The organism is Erwinia sp. JH02, from assembly GCF_013074405.1.
In the GTDB taxonomy this organism is placed as follows: Bacteria; Pseudomonadota; Gammaproteobacteria; order Enterobacterales; family Enterobacteriaceae; genus Erwinia; species Erwinia rhapontici.
Genome location: NZ_JABANZ010000002.1, coordinates 613,823 through 634,988, shown reverse-complemented (window position 1 = coordinate 634,988; position 21,166 = coordinate 613,823). Strand labels below are relative to the sequence as shown.

Annotated in this window: 19 protein-coding genes; 14 read left to right on the top strand and 5 right to left on the bottom strand. The window is 55.6% G+C overall.

Features of this window, described 5'->3' with window-relative positions:
• The first annotated feature begins 94 nt into the window (after window positions 1-94).
• Genes HHI26_RS07670 through HHI26_RS07660 form a run of 3 tightly spaced genes read left to right on the top strand, consistent with a single transcriptional unit; the run spans window position 95 to window position 3,835 of the window.
• Window positions 95-820, top strand: coding sequence for a gluconate 2-dehydrogenase subunit 3 family protein (locus tag HHI26_RS07670; RefSeq protein ID WP_133843716.1), 726 nt, complete (start codon window positions 95-97; stop codon window positions 818-820).
• Entirely contained in the window at window positions 817-2,595 is a 1,779-nt protein-coding gene (locus HHI26_RS07665; RefSeq protein ID WP_133843714.1) for a GMC family oxidoreductase, read from the top strand. The genes HHI26_RS07670 and HHI26_RS07665 overlap by 4 nt, the downstream gene beginning before the upstream one ends.
• Window positions 2,596-2,608: 13 nt before the next feature.
• The gene (locus HHI26_RS07660; protein ID WP_171148867.1) at window positions 2,609-3,835 is read left to right on the top strand and encodes a cytochrome c; all 1,227 of its coding nucleotides are present in this window, start codon (window positions 2,609-2,611) and stop codon (window positions 3,833-3,835) included.
• Window positions 3,836-3,893: 58 nt separating this feature from the next.
• Here the strand turns inward: HHI26_RS07660 and ftnA are convergent, their stop codons facing one another.
• The gene (gene ftnA, locus HHI26_RS07655) at window positions 3,894-4,403 is read right to left on the bottom strand and encodes a non-heme ferritin (protein ID WP_133843710.1); all 510 of its coding nucleotides are present in this window, start codon (window positions 4,401-4,403) and stop codon (window positions 3,894-3,896) included.
• 395 nt (window positions 4,404-4,798) lie between these two features.
• Window positions 4,799-5,776 carry a sugar-binding domain-containing protein gene (locus tag HHI26_RS07650; RefSeq protein WP_227535700.1) on the bottom strand — a complete coding sequence of 326 codons (978 nt, stop codon included), beginning with the start codon at window positions 5,774-5,776 and terminating at the stop codon, window positions 4,799-4,801.
• A 198-nt stretch (window positions 5,777-5,974) separates the two neighbouring features.
• Here HHI26_RS07650 and HHI26_RS07645 point away from each other — a divergent pair, with 198 nt between their 5' ends.
• From HHI26_RS07645 to HHI26_RS07620, 6 genes are all read left to right on the top strand, one after another.
• Entirely contained in the window at window positions 5,975-6,904 is a 930-nt protein-coding gene (locus HHI26_RS07645; protein ID WP_159337375.1) for a tagatose-bisphosphate aldolase, read from the top strand.
• Window positions 6,897-7,478, top strand: coding sequence for an AAA family ATPase (locus tag HHI26_RS07640; protein ID WP_166653728.1), 582 nt, complete (start codon window positions 6,897-6,899; stop codon window positions 7,476-7,478). The genes HHI26_RS07645 and HHI26_RS07640 overlap by 8 nt, the downstream gene beginning before the upstream one ends.
• 232 nt (window positions 7,479-7,710) lie before the next feature.
• Complete coding sequence (locus tag HHI26_RS07635) at window positions 7,711-8,154, top strand: PTS sugar transporter subunit IIA (RefSeq protein ID WP_133843704.1); 444 nt, start codon at window positions 7,711-7,713, stop codon at window positions 8,152-8,154.
• 83 nt (window positions 8,155-8,237) lie between these two features.
• Complete coding sequence (locus HHI26_RS07630; protein ID WP_133843702.1) at window positions 8,238-8,537, top strand: PTS sugar transporter subunit IIB; 300 nt, start codon at window positions 8,238-8,240, stop codon at window positions 8,535-8,537.
• 113 nt (window positions 8,538-8,650) lie between these two features.
• Complete coding sequence (locus HHI26_RS07625; protein WP_346775677.1) at window positions 8,651-9,952, top strand: PTS sugar transporter subunit IIC; 1,302 nt, start codon at window positions 8,651-8,653, stop codon at window positions 9,950-9,952.
• 16 nt (window positions 9,953-9,968) lie between these two features.
• A complete protein-coding gene (locus HHI26_RS07620) occupies window positions 9,969-10,271 on the top strand; it encodes a hypothetical protein (RefSeq protein ID WP_133843698.1) in 303 nt (100 codons plus the stop codon).
• Between the two features lie 137 nt (window positions 10,272-10,408).
• Here the strand turns inward: HHI26_RS07620 and HHI26_RS07615 are convergent, their stop codons facing one another.
• Window positions 10,409-12,595 carry a TonB-dependent siderophore receptor gene (locus HHI26_RS07615; protein ID WP_133843696.1) on the bottom strand — a complete coding sequence of 729 codons (2,187 nt, stop codon included), beginning with the start codon at window positions 12,593-12,595 and terminating at the stop codon, window positions 10,409-10,411.
• Window positions 12,596-13,049: 454 nt separating this feature from the next.
• On the opposite strand from HHI26_RS07615, the gene HHI26_RS07610 reads away from it, so the two are divergent.
• The 5 genes from HHI26_RS07610 to HHI26_RS07590 are packed head-to-tail and all read left to right on the top strand — an operon-like array spanning window position 13,050 to window position 17,853.
• Window positions 13,050-13,895 (top strand): ABC transporter ATP-binding protein, encoded by an 846-nt coding sequence (locus tag HHI26_RS07610; protein ID WP_171148865.1) that lies wholly within the window; start codon window positions 13,050-13,052, stop codon window positions 13,893-13,895.
• Complete coding sequence (locus HHI26_RS07605; protein ID WP_159337377.1) at window positions 13,892-14,917, top strand: iron ABC transporter permease; 1,026 nt, start codon at window positions 13,892-13,894, stop codon at window positions 14,915-14,917. Before HHI26_RS07610 ends, HHI26_RS07605 begins: the two co-directional genes overlap by 4 nt.
• Entirely contained in the window at window positions 14,914-15,966 is a 1,053-nt protein-coding gene (locus HHI26_RS07600; RefSeq protein WP_167863882.1) for an iron ABC transporter permease, read from the top strand. The genes HHI26_RS07605 and HHI26_RS07600 overlap by 4 nt, the downstream gene beginning before the upstream one ends.
• Window positions 15,967-16,006: 40 nt before the next feature.
• Entirely contained in the window at window positions 16,007-16,963 is a 957-nt protein-coding gene (locus tag HHI26_RS07595) for an ABC transporter substrate-binding protein (protein WP_171148864.1), read from the top strand.
• A complete protein-coding gene (locus tag HHI26_RS07590; RefSeq protein WP_133843687.1) occupies window positions 16,960-17,853 on the top strand; it encodes a MurR/RpiR family transcriptional regulator in 894 nt (297 codons plus the stop codon). The genes HHI26_RS07595 and HHI26_RS07590 overlap by 4 nt, the downstream gene beginning before the upstream one ends.
• Before the next feature lie 319 nt (window positions 17,854-18,172).
• Here the strand turns inward: HHI26_RS07590 and HHI26_RS07585 are convergent, their stop codons facing one another.
• Entirely contained in the window at window positions 18,173-19,615 is a 1,443-nt protein-coding gene (locus HHI26_RS07585; protein WP_133843686.1) for a 6-phospho-beta-glucosidase, read from the bottom strand.
• A 92-nt stretch (window positions 19,616-19,707) separates the two neighbouring features.
• Complete coding sequence (locus HHI26_RS07580) at window positions 19,708-21,135, bottom strand: glycoside hydrolase family 1 protein (RefSeq protein WP_133843685.1); 1,428 nt, start codon at window positions 21,133-21,135, stop codon at window positions 19,708-19,710.
• Between the last annotated feature and the right edge of the window lie 31 nt (window positions 21,136-21,166).

Below are 21,166 nucleotides of genomic sequence, written 5' to 3'. Positions count from 1 at the left end.
GTCGCCTATTCTATCCCCCGCAGAAAATAAGGTTTTATGCTGCAGCACTGGCCCCTGTGCGGGCTGAATACCGACTATTCACAGGAAGAAGACAATGGTAGATCATGATGATGTTGCCCGTGGCAGGCGACGTTTCCTGCAACAATCGCTGGCGTTTATCCCGCTGGCTACGGTGGTGGGACGCGGAGTCGCTCCCCTCAGTGCGCAGGCTGCCCCGGCGCAGGGCGTCTCTCCTGGCCCGGTTCCTTTGTGGTTTAACCCCCGTGAATGGCGCTTTATTATTGCCGCCTGCGGCCGACTGATCCCGGAGGATGCGCTAGGCCCCGGTGCCGTTAGCGAAGGGGTGCCGGTTTTTATCGACAGACAGATGGAACAACCCTACGGCCACGGTCAGCTGTGGTATATGCAGCCACCGTTTGCGGAGGCGATCCCGGAGTTGGGATATCAGTCACCGCTGGTACCGCGCGAGATCTACCGCCGGGGAATCGCCGCGATAGACCAGCACTGCCAGCAGCATGAGCAGGCAGACTTTGCCGACCTGAAACCCCGGCAGCAGGATGCCCTGTTAACGCAGCTGGAAGCCGGTGAACTTAACTTTAGCGGATTGCCTGGCGCGCTGTTCTTTACCCAACTGCTGGATAACACCAAAGAGGGCTATTTGGCTGACCCGCAGCACGGCGGAAATCAGACGCTGGCCAGCTGGACGCTGATCGGTTTCCCCGGTGCACGTGCCGATTATCAGGATCAGATGGATAACCCGAATAAACCCTATCCGCTGCCTCCGGTCAGTATTTCTGGCTATCGGGGGCGCAGCGCATGAGTACAATCAAACACCCCCCGGTTGACGTTGTGATTGTTGGGTTTGGCTGGACGGGGGCGCTGATGGCCCGCGAGTTGGCGGAAACCGGGCTGAATATCCTGGCACTGGAGCGCGGTGAACAGCGCGATACCTGGCCGGACTTTGCTTACCCGCGCATAACGGATGAACTGACCTACGGTATCCGGCTGAAGCTGTTCCAGAACCCGGCGCGTGAGACGGTGACGGTGCGCCACACCTCAGCCGACCATGCCATGCCTTACCGCCGCTTTGGTTCTTTCCTGCCCGGTAACGGCGTAGGCGGGGCGGGGGTTCACTGGAACGGGATGCTGTGGCGGCCTCGGGAAACCGACCTGAAGATGCACAGTACCGTCACCGAACGTTACGGGGCCAGCGTGATCCCGGCGGATATGACGTTGCAGGACTATCCGGTGAGTTATCAGGAGCTGGAACCCTTCTTTGAGAAATTCGAAAAAATCTGCGGCACAGCAGGGCAGGTGGGTAACCTCCGTGGGGAGACCGTCGCCGGGGGCAATCCGTTTGAAGCGCCACGGCGTGCACCTTACCCGACAAAGCCCCTGAAGCAACAGTATGCCGGGCAGCTTTTTGCCCGGGCGGCAGAAAGCCTGGGGTACAGCCCGTTCCCTATTCCGGCAGCCAACTGCACCGAAGCCTGGAAGAACCCTTATGGTGTGCAGCTGGGCGTCTGCAACTACTGCGGGTTCTGTGAACGTTTCGGCTGTTTCAACGGTTCCAAAGCCTCGCCGCAGTCAACTATCCTGCCTTCACTTCGCCAGTTTTCGAACTTTTCGCTGCGCACTCAGGCACAGGTGTTGCGTATTAATACTGATGCCAGTGGGAAAAAAGCCACTGGCGTGACCTGGGTGGATGAGCTGGGGGTACAGCATGAACAGCCTGCGGATCTGGTGATCCTCAGCGCCTTCCAGCTGCATAACGTTCGCCTGCTGCTGCTGTCGGGGATAGGTAAACCCTACAATGCGCAGAGCGGAGAGGGCGTGGTTGGCCGTAACTATGCTTACCAGATGAATGGCAGCCTCAATCTGTTCTTTGGCGAGAAGCATAACTTTAATCCGTTTGCCGCCTCTGGCGTGACCGGGACGTTTATTGATGATTTCAATGCCGGGAATTTTGACCAGAGCGGGCTGGGTTTTATTGGCGGCGCCACCATCGGGGCTGCCACCAGCGGCGGGCGGCCGATCCAGCAGATGCCGTTGCCTGCGGCATCCCCGCAGTGGGGCAGCGGCTGGAAAAAAAGCATCAAACAGCACTATCTGCACACCATGACCATCGGTTCATCGGGATCGGTCATGCCGTATAAACAGTGTTATCTCGACCTCGACCCGACCTACAAGGATGTCCACGGCCAGCCGCTGCTGCGCATGACGTTTGACTGGCAGCCGAATGAACTGAAAATGACGCAGTTCATGCAAGGCAAAGCGGAGCAGATAGCCCGTGTAATGGGGGCACAGCAGGTTGAATCGGGTTTTATGAAGCCCGGTGACCACTATGATGTGCGGCCTTACCAGTCCACGCATACCACGGGGGGGACAGTGATGGGTGATAACCCGAAAAACAGTGTGGTGAACAAATATTTGCAAAGCTGGGATGTGCACAATTTGTTTGTGCTGGGGGCATCTGTCTTCCCTCAAAATCTTGCCTACAACCCCACCGGTATTGTTTGCGCCACTGCACTGTGGGCAGCGCACGCCATCCGTACTCAATATTTCGCCCAGCCCGGACCGCTGGTGCAGGCCTGACAGGGAGTGAGCCATGAATATCAGACAATACGGTCTGTGTGTGCTGCTGGCAGTGGCCAGTAACAGCATTGCCGCTGTGCCTGAGGGCAGCATCAGTCCGGGGCACTATCTGGCCCTGGCGGCAGATTGTGCAGCCTGCCACACCGCAGAAAAAGGCACGCCTTTTGCCGGGGGACTGAAGATGGATACCCCCATCGGGGCTATTTACTCCACCAATATTACCCCGGATGCACAAACCGGCATCGGTCAATACAGCTATCAGGATTTTGCGCGGGCGCTTCGTGAGGGGAAGGCCCGGAATGGTCATTATCTGTATCCGGCGATGCCTTATACCGCGTTCAGCAAGTTTGACGACCAGCAGCTGCACGATCTGTATACGTACTTCACACAGGAGGTTCCTGCCGTCCGGCAGGAAAACCGAAAAAGCGATATCCCCTGGCCGTTAAATATACGCTGGCCGTTGTGGGTGTGGAATATGATGTTTCATGACGATGAACGCTATCTTAACGACCCGCTGAAAAGCGCCGAGTGGAACCGGGGCGCCTGGCTGGTGATGGCTCCGGGGCACTGCGGTAGCTGCCATACGCCACGCGGTATAGCGATGCAGGAAAAAGGGCTGGACCACAATGACAGCGCCTATCTGTCCGGAGGAACCATTAACGGCTGGCATGCACCGGATCTGCGGGGCAACAACGTTCGCGGGCTGGGGAGCTGGACGCAGCAGGATATTATCAATTTCCTCAAAACAGGGCAGAACGACCGCACAATGGCATTTGGTTCCATGGCCGATGTGGTGCAGCAGAGTACGCAGCATCTTACGCCGGCGGATCTTAGTGCTATTGCGGTGTTTCTGAAGAGCCTGCCTCCCGGTAAATTCTCTTCTTCGCCAGCCAGTGAAGATTATGCCGAAGCTCAATACCCGGGGGCGGTGCTGTATCAGGATAACTGTGCCGCCTGCCACCGTAGCGATGGTCGGGGATACACTCACACCTTCCCGGCACTGGCAAGTAACCCGGCGCTGTTGGGGGATGATCCTTCGTCACTGGTTTCAATGATTTTGCACGGAGGCCGGGCTGCGGTGACAGAAAGAGCATTGACAGGTATGCGAATGCCAGGATTTGGCTGGCGGCTGACGGATCAACAGGTGGCCGAGCTGAGTAACTATGTGCGCAACAGTTGGGGAAATCAGGCCAGCGATGTGACGGCGGAGCAGGTGAAAAAATTGCGGAAAGGGGAGTAAAAGAGCAAGAAAAGGAAAAAAACGTCGTCCCTGAAAAAGGGGCGACGTTTGTCAGCGATTACGCCTGGTGTGCACCAGGTTCGCTCAGTTTCTGCAAATCTTTATCCACAAAGAACAGGGCCTGACCGCTGTTACCCACCAGTGCCAGTTTATCCAGTACAGATTTGAACAGCTTCTCTTCCTCGTGCTGCTCAGACACATACCACTGCAGGAAGTTAAAGGTGGAGTAGTCCTGGGTGGTCATGGCTGCGTGCGCCAGTTCGTTGATTTTAGCGGTGATCAACTGCTCGTGCTGATAAGCCTGCTCCAGCACTTCGTGCAGGGAGTTGAAGGTGACCGGTGGGGCTTCAATGGTGCCCAGTACCGGCATCGCGCCCGTATCGCTCAGGTAGTTGAACAGACGCTGCATGTGCTGCATCTCTTCTGTGGAGTGCTCACGCATAAACGCAGCCGCACCCTCGAAGCCTTTGTCGTTGCACCATGCGCTCATCTGCAGGTACAGGTTGGCAGAATAGAATTCCAGATTCAGTTGATCGTTCAACTGAGCGGTCATTTCATTAGTCAGCATGGTGACTCCTTTAACATTATATTTTGCGATTTATTACTCTCAATAATTCATGTTACAGGGACAGAGTGAATGTTTCTGTAACGTGAAGTATAACGAGTAAAACAGGTGATTTCTGCGCATTATGCACGCAGATTGATAAAATAAAAACCGTTTTATATAGCATAGGCTAATTTTATTGTTATCGCCTAAGAGTATGATTGGTAAGTGATAATCATTCCATGGTGAATATAAACAGTTCTGCTTTTTAAATGATTATGATAACTATTCCTATTAAAAAATAAATTGGATCAATATTACGGAATGAGAATTAATCCGTAATAGGTTATTTCTTATAAGGTGTTATTTTTACAGAGAATGAACTGCCTTTATCCGCCAGGGATAAAGGCAGTTATGGTTTACTGCGGCTCGGTGACCAGACGGTCAAGGATGGCCTGAGCTGTTTTAATATCGGTCACCAGTGCGTTGATCATGCCGGAACGTACGGCACCAATAATCCCGGCGGCTTTCTCTGCCGTGGCCGCCACCCCGATGCATAACGGGGTCTGACGAAGCTGGTCTGGTGATGCTGCAATCATCCGCTGTTCGCCCTCCCAGTGCAGCACTTCCCCCTGTTCGGTCACGTAGTGGCGCAGAACATCGCCCGCTGCATGGCTGAGCGCCTGCTCATCAGGGGTGGCCGTGCTGGTTTCGCTGGGGTGGGGCGCATGATGCGTCAGGCCGACGCCCACGATGGCCACGTCCAGCTTATCCCATAGCGAGGTAATTTGTTGCACGCCCGGATCGCAGAGAAATGCATCACGCAGCACCGGCGACGAGATATAGGGCGCGTGCAGGAAATGCGGTGTTCCCTCCATCTGTTCTGCGGCCTGGCGCACAAATTCGTTAATCTGAAAATGCGCCGCCGCCTGCTGCATACCGCCGTTGAGTGCAACCGTCATCACCCCCGGCAGGCGCGGCAGGCCGGATAGCGTCACTTCACGTACCGCCCGTCCCCAGCCAATGCCCACGACCGAACCACTGACCAGGTCGGCCTGCTGAAGCAGCGAGGCCAGCGGCGCATTCAGGGCACTGAGGATATTGGCAGGTGGGGACTCCACCACGGCAGCGGTTTTTAACCCCAGCCGGGCAATCAGATCCGCCGTGATCTCCTCAGGGGACGTCAGCTCAATCACCTCTATTCGCACAATCCCCGCCGCGCGCGCTTTGGTCAGCAGACGCGAGATCGTGGCGGTGGACACGCCCAGTTTTTTAGCGATATCGACCTGCGACATATCGGACTGATAGTGCAGCTTCGCCACCATATGCATCATTGCCCGCGTGGTGGCGGGATCTTGTAAAAGTGGCTCTTTCAGGGTTGTAATTCCTTTCTGCAATGTATTACACTCAGTTCATCGGTTGGAGAATTATTGCTCAACACCAGCAAAATTGCAACGTGCACAGGTGGCTGAAACCCCTGACAGGACTGGAGATTCACCGGCAACAGCCCGGCGTCGTGCACACAGGCTAAAGGTAACTTTCGGGTCGTCTACGACGGCTTTTTTACCCTGTAATCTGTATAGGAGTTCACCCTAATGTCACACATGTCCACTTCTGAACTGCGCGGTTATCAGCAAATTTGCGGCAGCAACGGCGCGATGCTGGTGATTGCCTGCGACCAGCGCGGTGCGATGCGAACGCTGTTAAGTGCCGATCCCGACCAGCAAAAAGCCATTTCCGAGCAGCAGCTCGGCGGTATCAAGGCGGATATCACCCGCTATCTCGCCAGTCAGGCTTCCTGCGTGCTGGTGGATGCCGTCTGTGCTGTACCGGATCTGGTGGATCACGGGATCATCAATCGCGATACCGCTCTGCTGATTGGCCTGGATGCGTCGGGTTTTGATACCACCCCGGAAGGCTACCGCAATTCACGCCTTGTGGAGGGCATCAGCGCCCGCCGCGTGCGCGAGCTGGGCGCTAACGGCGGTAAAATTATGGTCTATTTACGCGCCGACCGCCCGGATGCGAATCAACATAACCTCGATATTCTGCGCCACTGCATCGAAGACTTTGCCCGCGAAGATCTGCTGCTGGTGGTGGAGTTTCTTACCTATCCCCTGCCGGAAGAGACGGACGACGCGTATAAAAGCCGTGTGCCGTCACTGATCTATGAAGGCACCAAACTGTCACTGGAGCTGGGTGCCAAAGTGCTGAAGATCCCGTATCCTGGATCGGCTAAAGCTTGTGCCGATATCACCGAGCTTGCCGGGGATGTGCCCTGGGCCGTACTCTCGGCGGGAGTGGATCATACAACTTTCCTGACCCAGGTGGCGGATGCTATGAGCAACGGCGCTTCCGGTGTGATTGCCGGGCGTGCATTGTGGAAAGACTGCATCTCGCTGGACCGCCGTATCACCCGCGAAAAACTGGAAACGCTGGCCATCCCACGCCTGCGTGAAATCCAGGCGGTGATCGGCAAGTACTTCCATGCCCGTAGCACAGAGGAAAAAACCAGCCATGCCTGAGCAGCCCGTTTTGCAGCACTCTGCCCCCCGGAACCACGGTAAACGCCTGGTGATGGTGAACGGCGTACCCGCATCGGGAAAAAGCCATATCGCCACCCGTCTGTCGACGGCGACCGGTTGGCCACTGCTGACGCTGGATCAGATTAAAGAGCCGTTTATGCGTCAGATTGACGGTATTGACCGCCCGATGAACCGTAAGCTGGGCATTGCCGCTTATCAGGTGATTTGGTCGATTATTGCCGCTGCCCCGGCAGGTAACACCTTTATTGTTGATGCGTGGTTTGGCTTCCAGCCAAAAGCGGATCTGTCAGGGTTTATCGACGCGGCGGGCATTGATCGCATTGCTGAGATCTGGTGCCAGATCCCTGGTGAGATGGCAGCGCAGCGTTACAGCAGCAGGCTGGGCGCAAGATTGCCGGGACATCCGGGAGCGGAATACGTGGCAGAACTGCAACAACTGGCTGACCGCGCCGAACCGATGCAACTCGGGCCGGTATGGGTTGCCGATCAACGCAGCGAGATCGACTTCAATGGGTTAATTCGCTGGACGCAGGAGATCGTGAATCAAGCTTAGTTAATTTATTCGCCTCTGCCAAAAATAAACAGGATTAATCCTGAATATTTACGGCGTATTAAATAAAGAGTGTTACCACTGGTGTAATTAACCAGGGCGAAGCTATGGTTATTAATCTAATTAACTGATGTTTAATAATTTATTATTAAATAAGTCATATTGATCACGTTTTTATCATTCTGCGGAAAGTATAGTGAATTAACTTGCTGAATAATGAACAGGGCGACGATGTATGTTAACCGACTGGATTAATGACAGTAACCTGAAACTGTTAACGCATACGGATAACTGGCGTAAAGCCGTTGAGATTGCATTGCAACCGATGATCGATAATGGTGCAGTACAACCCCGATACCTTAATGCTATTTATGATATGCATGAACAGATTGGTCCCTATTATGTTCTGGGTGAAGGTATTGCGATGCCCCACGCCCGGCCAGAGGAAGGGGTGAATCATACGGCACTCTCCTTATTAATTATTTCTGAGGGTGTGAACTTTGGTAGTGAAGATAATGATCCGGTGTATGTGATATTTGCACTGGCCGCTATCGATAGCCACTCGCATATTGAAATGATCGCCAGCCTGTCGCAGCTTTTTTGCCAGGACGGCGTGGTCGAACAGTTAAGGCAGGCACGGGATAAGTCAGCGGTACTTAACATTCTGCAGCAGTTCTGAACCGCCGTCAGGGCTGGGATGCCCGTCATCATACCCGCAGTCAGAGGTCGCGGACTTACAGACACTTAATTAAGGTATGCCTGATGAAAAAATTATCTATTCTGGCCGTATGTGGTGCCGGGCTGGGCAGTAGTTTTGCCTGTGAAATGAGTATTGAAGCGGCACTGAAAGATCTGGGTGTGGATGCCGACTTATCTCACTGTGATATTTCCAGCGCGACCTCATCGCGTGCAGATATTATCATGACCGGTGAAAATTTCCGTTCGCAGTTCCAGCATTACACCATCAATTCCACCATTATTTATCTTAAGCGTCTGGTGGATAAGAACGAAATAAAACTAAAACTAGAGCCGATCCTTAAAGAGAAAGGCTATCTTATCTAATTTTTTTTAAAAATCCGATTAAATCCAAAATGGTTTACGTCGCCTTCGGCACCTTAAATCATAAATAATATCTACCCAAAATAATTCGAGCCAACACATCTGTAGCTTGAAGTATGAAGGGTATATGTGAAAGTAAACAGGGGAGTTCTATGTCTTTCCTTACCTTTATTGTCCATGATGTTCTGGGGCAGGCGTCTATCCTGATCTCTTTAATTGCCATGATTGGCCTGATTGCTTTGCGAAAAAGCCCGGGCCAGGTGATCACCGGAACATTAAAAACGTTACTGGGTTTCTTAGTGCTGCTGTCGGGTGCCAGTATTATTGTTGCCACATTAACCTTCCTCGGCGATATCTTCCAGAAAGGCTTTAATATGCGCGGTGTGGTGACCGATGTGGGTTCCATCGCCGGTATCGCCCAGCAAACCCTCGGGCGTGAAACAGCCCTGATTATGGTGGTCGCCTTTGTCGTCAATATTCTGATCGCCCGTCTGACGCGCTACAAATATATCTTCCTCACTGGGCAGGCATCGCTGTGGATGGCGACCGTCTGCTCGGTGATTGGTTATATGGGCGGGCTGCGCGGCGTGGAGCTGATCCTGCTTGGCGGGGGCATTGCCGGGGTGATGGCGGTATTGATGCCCGCGATTGCCCAGCCGATTGTGCGTAAGATCACCGGCGGTGATGATATTGCCCTCGGCCACTTCTGTACTATCGGCTATATGGTGCAGGCGAGTGTGGCAAAAGTGACCGGCGATGTCAGCAAAAGCACTGAAGATGTGGAGCTGCCGCAGGCGCTGTCCTTCCTGCAAGACACCTATCTGTCGATGATGGTGGTGATGATCCCGATCTACTTGATTCCGGCGATTGCTGCAGGCCCGGAAGTGGTGGCCGCCTCTTCTAATGGTGTGAACTATCTGGTCTATGCCTTCCTGCAATCTATCCAGTTTGTTGTCGGTGTGTATGTGCTGCTGGCGGGTGTGCGCCTGCTGCTGGCGGAAATTGTCCCGGCGTTTCGCGGTATTGCGCTGCGCATCGTGCCGGATGCGGTTCCGGCACTCGACTGCCCGGTGCTGTTCCCCTATGCGCCTAACGCGGTGATCATCGGTTTTATCTCGACCACCATTGGTGCGGTGATCGGGATGTTCCTGTTCCCGTGGGTTGGGCTGGCGATGATCCTGCCGGGAATGCTGACCAACTTCTTTGCCGGGGGCACCGCCGGGATCTTTGCTAACGCCGTGGGTGGACGGCGCGGTGCGGTGATTGGTGGCGTGTTCCATGGGCTGTTTATCACGCTGCTGCCCGCGCTGTTACTGCCGCTGCTCGGCCAGTATGGCTTCCAGAACGTGACCTTTAGCGACTCGGATGTGATCGGCGTCGGACTGGTATTCGGCCATATCCTTAACTTCTTCCATTAATGAATCAGGAGGTTTTATGGACGCAATTGAGAAGATCTTACAGCAGGAACTGCCGGCTAAAGCCTGTGCTGACGCGCTGAATGAGCTGGGTAAGCAGTTTATGGCGCAGCAGGACAGCGACAGTGCCATCCAGTGCTGGGAGCAGAGCATGGCCCGCTACGGGAAACCGGGTTTTGCCCAGGCCCAGCTGATGAAGGCCTGGAATGCGAAGCGTCGCGCCTGTTCACTGGCGGGTGACGGCAAGGGCGTGGAGCTTTACTCAGAGAAAATCGACGGGTTGATGCAGCAGAGTAAGGATGCGATCCGCTACGGTTTTTGAACACGGACCATAAAAGGACCGGGCATGCCCGGTCGCTACGGTTGTGGTGCGGTTTTGCCGCGCGGGGCATTGTGGTCCCGATTTTCGTAGGGGTCAGGCATGCCTGACCCGTATTTCAACTGACCCAAATTTGACTATCAGAAATCCATCTTCACGGTGAACTGCACTTCACGCGGATCGCCAATCTGGTTGGACAGATTGTTGGTGGCGATCGACGAGGTATAGTACGTCTTATCGAACAGGTTCTTCACGTTTACCTGCAAGGTCACCGGGTTCTGCGTTTTGATCTTATAAGACGCGAATGCATCCGCTACCGCGTAGCCCTGTAACGAGTAATCCTCGCCATTGTCACCGGAACGACGGCTCACCGCATGACCGCCGCCGCCAACGGTCAGCGTATTGCCGCCAATCACGTTGTGGAAGTCATAGGTCAGGAACAGTGAACCGGTGTGACGCGGCACGTTAGGCAACATCTTGCCCTGATAATCCGGGTCTTCCATCACCTTGGCATCGGTATAACCGTAGCTGGCAATGACGTTGACGTTCTGCGTCAGCGCACCCGCCACATCCACTTCTACCCCACGCGAACGCACTTTCCCGGCGGTTTTCGCCACGCTCTCGCCGTTAACCGTATCGGTATACAGCACGTGGCTCTTATCGATATTGAACATTGTCACGTTAGCGGTCACACCGCTGAACAGGTCAAACTTGGCACCCACTTCATAGGCGGTCGCGGTTTCCGGCGGCAGCTCACCGATGTAGCTGGCAATCGAATACTGCGGCATAAACGAACGCGAAACGTTACCGAAGAACGAGATATTCGGTGTGGCTTTATACACCAGACCAAATTTCGGCACCCACGCGCTGTCGCGGCTGTCAGTATTGACGTTGAACGGGCGGCCTTTACCGGCATATTCGGTAAAGGTGGTGTAGCGCATGGCGCTGACCGCAATCCACTTATCGGTCAGGTAGAGCGAGTCCTGCACGTAGCCGGAGTAACTGACCTGCTGGATGCGCTGGTCGCTGTCGGCGGCCGATACCGTGGTGCATTTCCCGGTAGTGCCGTAGGACGGGGTGTAAATATTGAAATCTTTCACGTTCTTACAGCGGATCATATCGGTGCGCAGCAGATCGTAGTTCTCATACGACAGCCCGGTCAGGATCTCATTATAGAAACCGCCGATGACCACGTCGCCCTGGAGATCGAAACGTGCGGAGTGCTGGCGCTGGGTCGATCCCTGGGTGGCATCGACACGACGCGTCAGGTTGCCGGTGGCGGAATCATAGGCCATCACGCGCGCCTGATTATCGCTGTATTTGTCCTGGCTGAAGCTGTAATCGAACTTCGCCGTCCACTGATTATTGATGCGGTACTCGGTATTCAACTGGGCCAGATCCGACTCACCGTCGGTAATGTTATAGGCTTCATCGAAACGGGTTTCGCGATTCACATCCACCGCATGGCCGGTATCCAAATCGAAAATGGTGCCGCGGTCGAACGGGGTGCTGTAGTTACGGTGTGAGTAAGCAACGGTCACTGTGGCATCATCGCCAAACCAGGTCAGAGACGGGGCAATAAAGCTGCTGCGTTCTTTGCCGAAATTACGCCAGTAATCTTCATGCTGATAAGAACCGATCAGGCGGTAAGCAAGATTGGTGCCTTCAATCGGGCCGGTAACATCTACGCTGCCGGTGCCGCCGCCAAAGCTGGTGGAGGTGGCCTGAATCGAGCCACCGAAGGTTTTTTCCGGGCGTTTAGTTATCACATTGATCAGGCCGCCGGGATCGAGAATACCGTACAGCGTTGATGCCGGGCCTTTCAGCACTTCAACGCGATCGGTCGCAGCGTTAAAGCTGCGCGGCAGCACGGTTTTCAGGCCGTTGGTCATCACCGAACCATCACGGTTGCTACCAAAACCACGGCGTACAAACGCGTCCTGAGTGCCGCCGAGGGTGTTGGTCTGAACCACGTTACTGACGTTGTTCAGCACTTCATCCAGCGTGGTAGCGTGCTGATCCTCAATCACCCGGTCGCTGACGGTGTTCACCACCTGCGGAATATCCAGCAGCGGGGTATTGGTCAGCGTGGCGGTGGAAGAGTTCAGCGGCTGATAGCCGGAGGTCATTGGCTGGTCTGCATCGGATACTTTCGCTTCGACCGTCAGCGTGCCGCTATCATTGCTGCTGTCGGCATCGCTTTTGTTCACGTTGCTGGCTGGCGTGACTGCTGCCATCGCTACCGGCGTTGTCAGCACCCCGATAAAGAGCATTGAAAACAGTACGCGCCCTTTTTTCCCCAGAAAAGAAGGTGATAATTCAGTCATTTATTGTATTTTCCGCAAGCTTTCTCATTCCCTGTTGAATGAGAAAAGGTGTGTTGTCTTCATTGCCCGATGGGTTGCGTCACGCGCAGTCCTATCCGTTAAACCCGGTGTTCATGGCTCGGATATGTAATTGAGAATCATTCAAACACGCCGTTATGTAGTAGTAAATGTAAAAAACATCAAAAAAACAGACAGGCTGATTACCGCTGAATTATCACATTCGCATTGCGGGTATTATTTTTTAATCTTTTGATAAATAGGTTAAATAATTTCATATCCAGCATCTTTTTATGGCTTTTATAACCGGGTATCGCTCTGTCAGTAAGCTGTCTATTATTTCTTGACTACTACAGGCATTCTACGCATGATCGAGAAAACGAATGAGATTTATTTTTATTTAAGGCGTACGCGCGCGCTGGCCGGTTGCCACGCCGTTGCGGTGCAGGAGCGGTAGATGCCACAGCGGGTGGAAAAGACAGCAGGCGCACTCCCGGCGTCCGCAGAACAGGGTATTGTCCTCGACAAACTCTCTGCCGGTTATGGCAAAAAAATCATTGTTGACGGTGTCAGCCTGACCATCGAACACGGCAAAATGACCGTACTGGTCGGCGCGAACGGTTCCGGTAAATCCACATTGCTGACCACCATTGCCCGTATGCTGGCGCCTCTCGACGGCTGCGTGCGGCTCGACGGTAAAATCATCCACGATCAGCCCACCAAAGCGGTGGCACGCCAGCTGGGCATGTTGCCGCAATCGCCGCTGTTGCCGGATGGATTAACCGTATTTGAACTGGTGTCACGCGGGCGCTATCCCTGGCAAAACTTTATGCGTCAGTGGTCAACGGAAGATGAAGAAGCGGTGCTCGATGCCCTGCGGATGACCGGCACGCTGGAGTTTGCCCATCTGCCTGTCGACAGTCTGTCCGGCGGCCAGCGCCAGCGCTGCTGGATTGCGATGGCGCTGGCACAGCAAACCGCCACTATCCTGCTGGACGAACCCACCACGTTCCTCGATTTGCGTTATCAGGTCGATATTCTCGAACTGCTGCATGATCTGACGCGACTGCATGGCCGTACCGTTGTCGTCGTGCTGCACGACCTGAACTTTGCCGTGAACTATGCCGATACAGTGGTATTCCTGCGACAGGGGCGCCTGGAGGGTGTGATCCGCGAAGGAGAGCACTGTACACCCGCGTTGATCAAAACGGTGTTTGATGTCGACGTTCAGATGTCGGTAAACCCGCTGACCGGAAAACCCTTCTTTATGCCGTTCCGGGCGCCCGGTGACCGCACCGGATGAGTGATTTTGCTGCGGTGGTACGCCGTCGTCGCGCCCGTTCGGGCGTGGCACTGATCATCCTGCTGGTGGCCCTGCTGGGCTGCGCGCTGATCCACCTCGGTCTGGGGGCGCGTTATATCGGCCCCGGTACGGTATTACAGGCGCTGCTGGAATTTAACCCACGTAACTTTGACCATAAGGTGATCGTGGATCTGCGGTTGCTGCGACTGGTTGCTGCACTGATGACCGGTGCGGTGCTGGGCGTGGCCGGAATGCTGCTCCAGGCGGTGATCCGCAACCCGCTGGGCGAACCCCATATCCTCGGGCTGAATGCCGGGGCGGCACTGGCAGTCGTCATTGCGTCCGCGCTGGGCAGTCAATGGGGCGGGCTGCTGTTGGGTCGCCCGCTGATTGCGGCTGGGGGCGCTGCCGCGTTGTTTGCGCTGGTGATGCTGCTGGCATCCGCCGGGCGTACCGGTCTGACGCCGCTGAAGGTGACCCTCTGTGGCGTGGCGGTCTCCTCTTTTGCCTCGTCAGTCACGGCGGCTATCCTGATCCTCGATGAACAAACGCTGATGGAAATACGCACCTGGCTGGCGGGCGATCTTGCCGGGCTAAGCTGGACGTTGACGCGCGCTGCTGCGCTGCCGGGTGCGGTAGGGATGGTTCTGGCACTGTGGATTGCCCCGCGTCTGAATGTGCTGGCACTGGGCGATGTGATTGCCAGCGGGCTGGGGGTGAATATTGCCCGTACCCGGCTGCTGGGGCTGATCGCCACCGCGCTGCTGTGCGGTGCGGCGGTGTCGGTGGCAGGACCCATTGGCTTTATTGGTCTGGTGGTGCCGCATATCGTGCGGCGACTGATCACCGATGATATTCGCCTGGCAATCCCGCTGTCGGCCTTGTGCGGCGCACTGTTGTTGCTGCTGGCGGATATTGCCGCCCGCACGCTGATTGCCCCTCAGGAACTGGCGACGGGCGTGATGACGGCGCTGGTCGGTGCGCCGGTATTTATCTTTATCGCGTCGAGATTTTTTAAATGAAAATGTCGCTTCAACGGGTGGGCTATCGGCGCTGGCAGTGGGGTGCCTTTAGCCTGCTGCTGCGCCCGCGTGCACTGGCCTGCGCTGCGCTGTTGGCGTTGCTGGCGCTGGCGCTGGTGATTTTTGGCGTTACCCAGGGATCGCTGCCCGTCCCTGCATCGGCCATTGGCCGGGCACTGTTCTACCCGCAACCGTTGCCGTCACAGCAGGACTACATTGTCTGGGATATTCGTCTGCCGCGCCTGCTGATGGCCGCCCTGAGTGGAGCGATGCTGGGGATGGCGGGCGCTGCGATGCAATCCATTACCCGTAACGGGCTGGCCGATCCGGGGTTGATCGGGGTGAAAGAAGGCACCAGCGCGGTGGTGTTGACGCTGATCCTGTTGTTCCCATCGCTCGGTCTGCTGTGGCGGCCGCTGGCGGGGATGGCGGGCGGGCTGCTGGTGGCATTGCTGGTGGTGGCACTGGCGCGGGATTTCTCGCGTCCCCGTTTTATTCTGATCGGCATCGGCGTTTCCTGGGCATTCTCGGCTGGGATAGGGGTATTTATGACCACCGCCGACGTGCGCGATGTGCAGACGGCGCTGGTGTGGATGGCGGGCAGCCTGCATGCCGCGACCTGGTCACTGCTGGCCGTTGCCGCCTGCTGGGCGCTGCCGGGCGCGCTGATCCTGTTTCTTACTGCCCGTGCCTCTGATGTGGCGCTGCTCGGTAATCAGGCGGCCAGCGGTCTGGGCGTGCGGCTACAGCATCTGGCGTTGATCCGCTTTGCCGCGCCAGTCCTGCTGACGGCGGCCAGCGTCTCGTGCGTGGGCAGCCTGGGGTTTGTCGGGCTGATCGCCCCGCATATGGCGCGTTTTCTGCTGCGCGGCGGGCAGGTTGCGCTGCTCAGCGGCAGCGCGCTGATTGGGGCGTTGCTGGTGCTGGTCACGGACACCATCGGGCGGCTGGCCTTTGCCCCGTTGCAAATTCCGGCGGGCATTGTGATTGCCCTGGTGGGCGGGCCGTTTTTCCTGCTGTTGCTCTGGCGCCGTCGTGATGCGCTGTAATCCGGACGAGGCGTGCCTCGCCCCTACTAAAGGAACTGCTATGCGTTTTCTCTTTTCTCTGCTGCTGCTAATCGGGGCTACCGCTGCTGCTGCGGTGCCCACGCAGTCGTTTACCGACGATCTGGGTCGCAAGGTGGTCGTGCCGATGCATCCGAAACGTATCGTCTCGCTACATGATCTGGATATCACCATTCCCCTGATTGAACTGGGTGTACCGCCTGTGGCCAGCCACGGACGCACGCGCCCGGACGGCAGCCATTTTTTGCGTTCAAGCGGTCTGCTCACCGGGGTGGATTTCGATAACTCGTCCATTCAGTTTATTGGCACTGCCGATATGGATATTGAAGCGATTGCTGCGGCCAAACCGGATCTGATCATCACCGAGCCTGCCCGCAATGTGGCGGTTGAACAGCTGGAGAAAATTGCCCCGACGGTCAGTATTGACCACCTTAAAGGGGGCGCTCCGCGTATCTACAGCAAGCTGGCGCAACTGACGGGCAGCCAGGCACAGCTCGCGATTCTGGAACGCCGCTACCAGGAGCAGATCAAACAGCTTAAACACGTGGTGGATACGCAGCACATTACCGTATCGGTATTACAGGCCAACAATGGCAAGCTAACCGTGCATCACAGCTACCATTCGCTTGGGCGGGTGCTTCGCGATGCCGGTTTTCGTTTTCCTCCGTTGGTGGACGCGATCCCTGAGGGAGGAAGAGTCGATGTCAGCGCAGAAAGACTCCCTGAATTGGATGCAGATTATATTTTTGATACCTGGCGGGCTGATACCGGAGGTAAACCTGCTGATGAGATCGCCGATATGAATCGGGTCATGCCGGGATTCTGTGATTTCTTACGCGCCTGTCGCGAAGGGCATTACATTTTATTGTCACGCGACGAAGTGATCTCGAACTCTTATGCCTCGCTGGGGCTGCTGGTGGCACAGGTGCAATCGCATCTTTCCGGGCGCACGCTGCCGGAAAAAGCGGGGCAGCCATGAGTTTGTCTACCGGGCGCAGGCGTGTGGATCTGTACGGCGAGCGTTTTCGCGCACGTGCGCATCAACTCTCCCCACGGTTATATGCGGTGGCCAGCTATATCAACGAGCACCGTCATGTGGTGCTGGAGAATACGGCGATGGAGATCGCCGCTGCGACGCAGAGTTCAGATGCGACGGTAATCCGGGCCATGCAGGCGCTGGGTTTCGCCGGGTTACGTGATTTAAAGCTGACTATCGAGCGTTTCCTGGGGCCAGGGATCAACTCAGCGGAGAAGATGAATACCACGGTCAGCGCGCTGTCCTGCGATATTAATGCCAGCATTGATTTTGTGGTGGAAGGGCATCAGCGTGCTTGTGAAGCGCTAAGTGAACCGCAGAATCGTCGGGCGATGGCACAAGCCGTCGCTCTGCTGGCCGAGGCGCGACAGGTAGCGATTTTTGGGATTGGGGCTTCCGGAATTCTGGCTGACTACACGGCGCGATTATTAACGCGTATCGGTACGCCTGCGTATGCGCTGAATCGCACCGGAATTTTGCTGGCGGAACAGTTGTTAGATCTCCAACGCGGCGATGTACTGATCATGATGGGGCAGAAATCGGCGCATCGCGAAGGGCTCACCACGCTGGCCGAAGCGCGACGGCTGGGGATCCCTGCCATCTTACTGACCAATGCGCCCGACTCCCGTTTTAGCCGGGAAGCGCATACGGTGATCACCGTGCCGCGCGGCGGGGAAAACGGCAAAGTCCCTCTGCACGGTTCCGTCCTGCTATGCCTGGAGATGCTGGTCATGTCGCTGGCGTCTACTGCCCCGCAGAAAACCATGAAGTCGATGAAGCGCATTCAGGATCTGCATCGGTCGATTGGTAAATCGGGGGGGAAGAAGGGCTGATTTATCGCTGATAAACCGTCATTCGGCCTATCAGGGCTATCCGAAACGCGGACACGCCGTAAACCCATCCCTGGGGGCTCGTGTTCGCGCATCCCTGCGCTCAACGGTCCGCTAACCCGGATAGCCCCGATTGCCATTTAGCACGGTGTTGCTGTGACTTTTTTCAACAGCGACGATGTTGTCAGACAGGGACCACAAAGGGACAGGTTAGCCGGGCCTCCGCCGCATGGATGCGGCGGCTGGAGCCTCCAGGGATGGATTTACGGCGTCCCGGCGTTCTGCCCTTTGTGGTCCTTTGACACCACATCACCGCAACACGTTACAGATCCGCACCGTTGCTGGCGATCACCTGCTTATACCAGTCGAAGCTTTTCTTCTTCGAACGCGCCATGGTGCCGGTACCGTCATCGTTTTTATCCACATGGATAAAGCCATAACGTTTGTTGTACTGGCCGGTGGTGAATGACACGCAGTCGAGGCAGCCCCATGGGGTGTAACCCATCAGATCAACGCCATCTTCCAGTACCGCAATTTTCATCTGCTCAATATGTGCCTGCAAATAAGCAATACGGTAGTCATCGTTGATCTGACCATCGGCTTCAACGGTATCGTAGGCACCAAAGCCGTTCTCAACGATAAACATCGGCTTCTGATAGCGTTCCCAGAAGGCGTTCAGCGTGTAGCGCAGGCCGACCGGGTCAATCTGCCAGCCCCAATCGGAGGCTTTTACATGCGGGTTCGGACGGCTGCCCGGGAAACCTTCAATATGACGACCGTCGTCGCTGTCCTTCGCAGAGAACTGCACCGCATTACTCATGTAGTAACTGAAGCCCAGATAGTCAGCACAGCCATCACGCAGCGCCTGCTCATCGCCCGGCTGCATCTCAATCTGGTAACCCTTACGCTCCCACTCTTTCAGAATGTACGATGGGTAGTAACCGCGCAGGTGCACATCACCGAACAGATAGCGCTCACGCATCGATTCCTGCGCGAACATCACATCATCCGGGTGGCATGACCACGGGTAGAGCGGCACAATCGCCAGCATGCAGCCGATCTGCAAGTTCGGGTTGATCTCGTGACCCAGTTTTACCACCTGCGCACTGGCAACAAACTGGTGATGCAGAACCTGATACATCGCCTGCTCGGGTTTTTCGTGGTCGTTAAAAATCACCCCGGAGTTACAGTAACCGAACAGCGGATAACGCCAGTTACGCTGGTTATTGATCTCATTAAAGGTCATCCAGTATTTCACTTTGTGCTGATAGCGCTTCAGTACCACTTCGCTGTAACGCACAAAGAAATCCACCACTTTACGGTTCAGCCAGCCGCCGTACTCTTTCACCAGATGCTCAGGCATCTCGAAGTGGGAGAGGGTGATCACCGGTTCAATATTGTATTTCAGCAGTTCATCAAACAGGTCGTCGTAGAACTGTAAGCCCGCTTCGTTTGGCTCCAGCTCGTCGCCTTTCGGGAAAATGCGCGTCCAGGCAATCGAGGTACGGAAACACTTAAAGCCCATCTCGGCAAACAGCGCGATATCTTCTTTGTAGCGATGGTAGAAATCCACCGCCAGGTGATTCGGGTAGTGATGCGCCGGGTCAATGCCATCGGTGATCACGCGGTCCACGCCGTGCGCGCCGCCGGATAAGACATCGACAATACTTGGACCTTTACCGCCCTGGTCCCAACCGCCTTCAACCTGGTGTGCCGCAACCGCGCCGCCCCATAAAAAATCTTTTGGTAATTGCTGCTCTGACATAATCCATCCTTTCTGGTGAGATTAACAACGTCTTAATGATGCGGGCGAGGCGTGCCTCGCCCCTACAAATCCCCAACGATTGATGCCGGGATTTAATACTCGATATCTTTATTTAAATTCGCCCCGTTGGTCTGGATCACGCGCTGATACCAGCTAAAGCTTTTCTTACGGTAGCGTGCCAGATCCTTCAGGTCGTGCTCATCACGGTTAACGTAGATAAAGCCGTAACGCTTGCTGATCCCCTGATGCGTACTGACCAGATCGATCGCTGACCACGGGCAGTAACCGAAGAGGTCGACGCCATCGCTGATCGCTAACTGGAGTTGCTCAAGATGGTCACTGAGATAAGCAATACGGTAGTCGTCATACACTTTATTCCCGGCGGCCAGCTCGTCAAAGGCACCGAGACCATTCTCAGTGACAATCAGCGGCAGGTGGTAACGATCGTAGATCTCGCGGGCAGTGATGCGGAAGCCAACCGGGTCAACATACCAGTTAAACTGATTTTTCTTCAGATGCGGGTTATTGGTGCCAACGTAAACGCTTTTATCGATACCGGCCATCTGCTGGTCAACTTTCTGGTTGCCTTCCCCTTCATCGCTCAACTCGGCGGCAACGGTCGCGGAGGCATAATAGTTGAAGGCGATAAAGTCAGGTTTCGCCTGCTTCAGCAACGCCATCTCGGCATCGGTAATCGTTGGCAGCCAGCCTTTCTCCTGCATAAAGCGCCAGGCAATGGTGTTGTAACGGCCATAACAGGCGAGGTCGAGGTACAGCCAGTTGCGAATAGAGGTGAAGTTATTCGCCGCCAGCACGTCTTCGGGCTTGGAACTGGCCGGGTAGACGCAGGAGATATTCGGTGCCGGGCCGATTTTTGCCGCAGGCAACATCTCGTGGCAGGCGATCATCGCCCGCGCCTGCGCCAGCATCATATGGTGGTTCTGTTGATACAGGGTTTTGTGCGGGTCCGGTGTGCCGGCGGGCAGCGTACCAATGACATCCCCTTTGAGGATCATCATGTTCTGCTCGTTTATGGTCAGCCAGTATTTCACCCGATCGCCGTACAACTCAAAGCAGGTGCGGGCAAAGTGCTCAAACGCCGCGATGGTGGCGGGATCGGACCAGCCACCTTTCTCCTGTAACGCCCAGGGCAGATCGAAATGGTACAGCGTGACCAGCGGCTCAATCCCTTTGTCGGTGAGTGCGGTGATCAGCTTCTGATAGAACTCAACGCCTTTGGCATTGATCTCACCGGTTCCCTGCGGGAACAGGCGGCTCCAGGAAATAGAAAGACGGTAGGTTTTCAGGCCCAGTTCAGCGAACAGTGCCACATCTTCGGCAAAGCGGTGGTAGTGATCGCTGGTCACAGTGAAGTCTGTCAGGCGCGGATCGAAACGGGCTTTATCAATGACCGAGGGTCCTTTACCGTCCTGGTTCGACGCCCCCTCTACCTGATAGGCCGAGGTGGAAGCTCCCCATAAAAAACCGTCAGGGAAGGGCGATAGCTTGCGGTATTGCATCCTGTTCTCCTTGCGTTTTTGACGGGTCAGG

Excerpts from the sequence above, each read along its gene's own strand:
- HHI26_RS07670 (WP_133843716.1), top strand. The coding sequence starts at position 95 with ATGGTAGATCATGATGATGTTGCCCGTGGCAGGCGACGTTTCCTGCAA.
- HHI26_RS07665 (WP_133843714.1), top strand. The coding sequence starts at position 817 with ATGAGTACAATCAAACACCCCCCGGTTGACGTTGTGATTGTTGGGTTT.
- HHI26_RS07660 (WP_171148867.1), top strand. The coding sequence starts at position 2,609 with ATGAATATCAGACAATACGGTCTGTGTGTGCTGCTGGCAGTGGCCAGT.
- ftnA (WP_133843710.1), bottom strand. The coding sequence starts at position 4,403 with ATGCTGACTAATGAAATGACCGCTCAGTTGAACGATCAACTGAATCTG.
- HHI26_RS07645 (WP_159337375.1), top strand. The coding sequence starts at position 5,975 with ATGTCACACATGTCCACTTCTGAACTGCGCGGTTATCAGCAAATTTGC.
- HHI26_RS07640 (WP_166653728.1), top strand. The coding sequence starts at position 6,897 with ATGCCTGAGCAGCCCGTTTTGCAGCACTCTGCCCCCCGGAACCACGGT.
- HHI26_RS07635 (WP_133843704.1), top strand. The coding sequence starts at position 7,711 with ATGTTAACCGACTGGATTAATGACAGTAACCTGAAACTGTTAACGCAT.
- HHI26_RS07630 (WP_133843702.1), top strand. The coding sequence starts at position 8,238 with ATGAAAAAATTATCTATTCTGGCCGTATGTGGTGCCGGGCTGGGCAGT.
- HHI26_RS07625 (WP_346775677.1), top strand. The coding sequence starts at position 8,651 with ATGAAGGGTATATGTGAAAGTAAACAGGGGAGTTCTATGTCTTTCCTT.
- HHI26_RS07620 (WP_133843698.1), top strand. The coding sequence starts at position 9,969 with ATGGACGCAATTGAGAAGATCTTACAGCAGGAACTGCCGGCTAAAGCC.
- HHI26_RS07615 (WP_133843696.1), bottom strand. The coding sequence starts at position 12,595 with ATGACTGAATTATCACCTTCTTTTCTGGGGAAAAAAGGGCGCGTACTG.
- HHI26_RS07610 (WP_171148865.1), top strand. The coding sequence starts at position 13,050 with ATGCCACAGCGGGTGGAAAAGACAGCAGGCGCACTCCCGGCGTCCGCA.
- HHI26_RS07605 (WP_159337377.1), top strand. The coding sequence starts at position 13,892 with ATGAGTGATTTTGCTGCGGTGGTACGCCGTCGTCGCGCCCGTTCGGGC.
- HHI26_RS07600 (WP_167863882.1), top strand. The coding sequence starts at position 14,914 with ATGAAAATGTCGCTTCAACGGGTGGGCTATCGGCGCTGGCAGTGGGGT.
- HHI26_RS07595 (WP_171148864.1), top strand. The coding sequence starts at position 16,007 with ATGCGTTTTCTCTTTTCTCTGCTGCTGCTAATCGGGGCTACCGCTGCT.
- HHI26_RS07590 (WP_133843687.1), top strand. The coding sequence starts at position 16,960 with ATGAGTTTGTCTACCGGGCGCAGGCGTGTGGATCTGTACGGCGAGCGT.
- HHI26_RS07585 (WP_133843686.1), bottom strand. The coding sequence starts at position 19,615 with ATGTCAGAGCAGCAATTACCAAAAGATTTTTTATGGGGCGGCGCGGTT.
- HHI26_RS07580 (WP_133843685.1), bottom strand. The coding sequence starts at position 21,135 with ATGCAATACCGCAAGCTATCGCCCTTCCCTGACGGTTTTTTATGGGGA.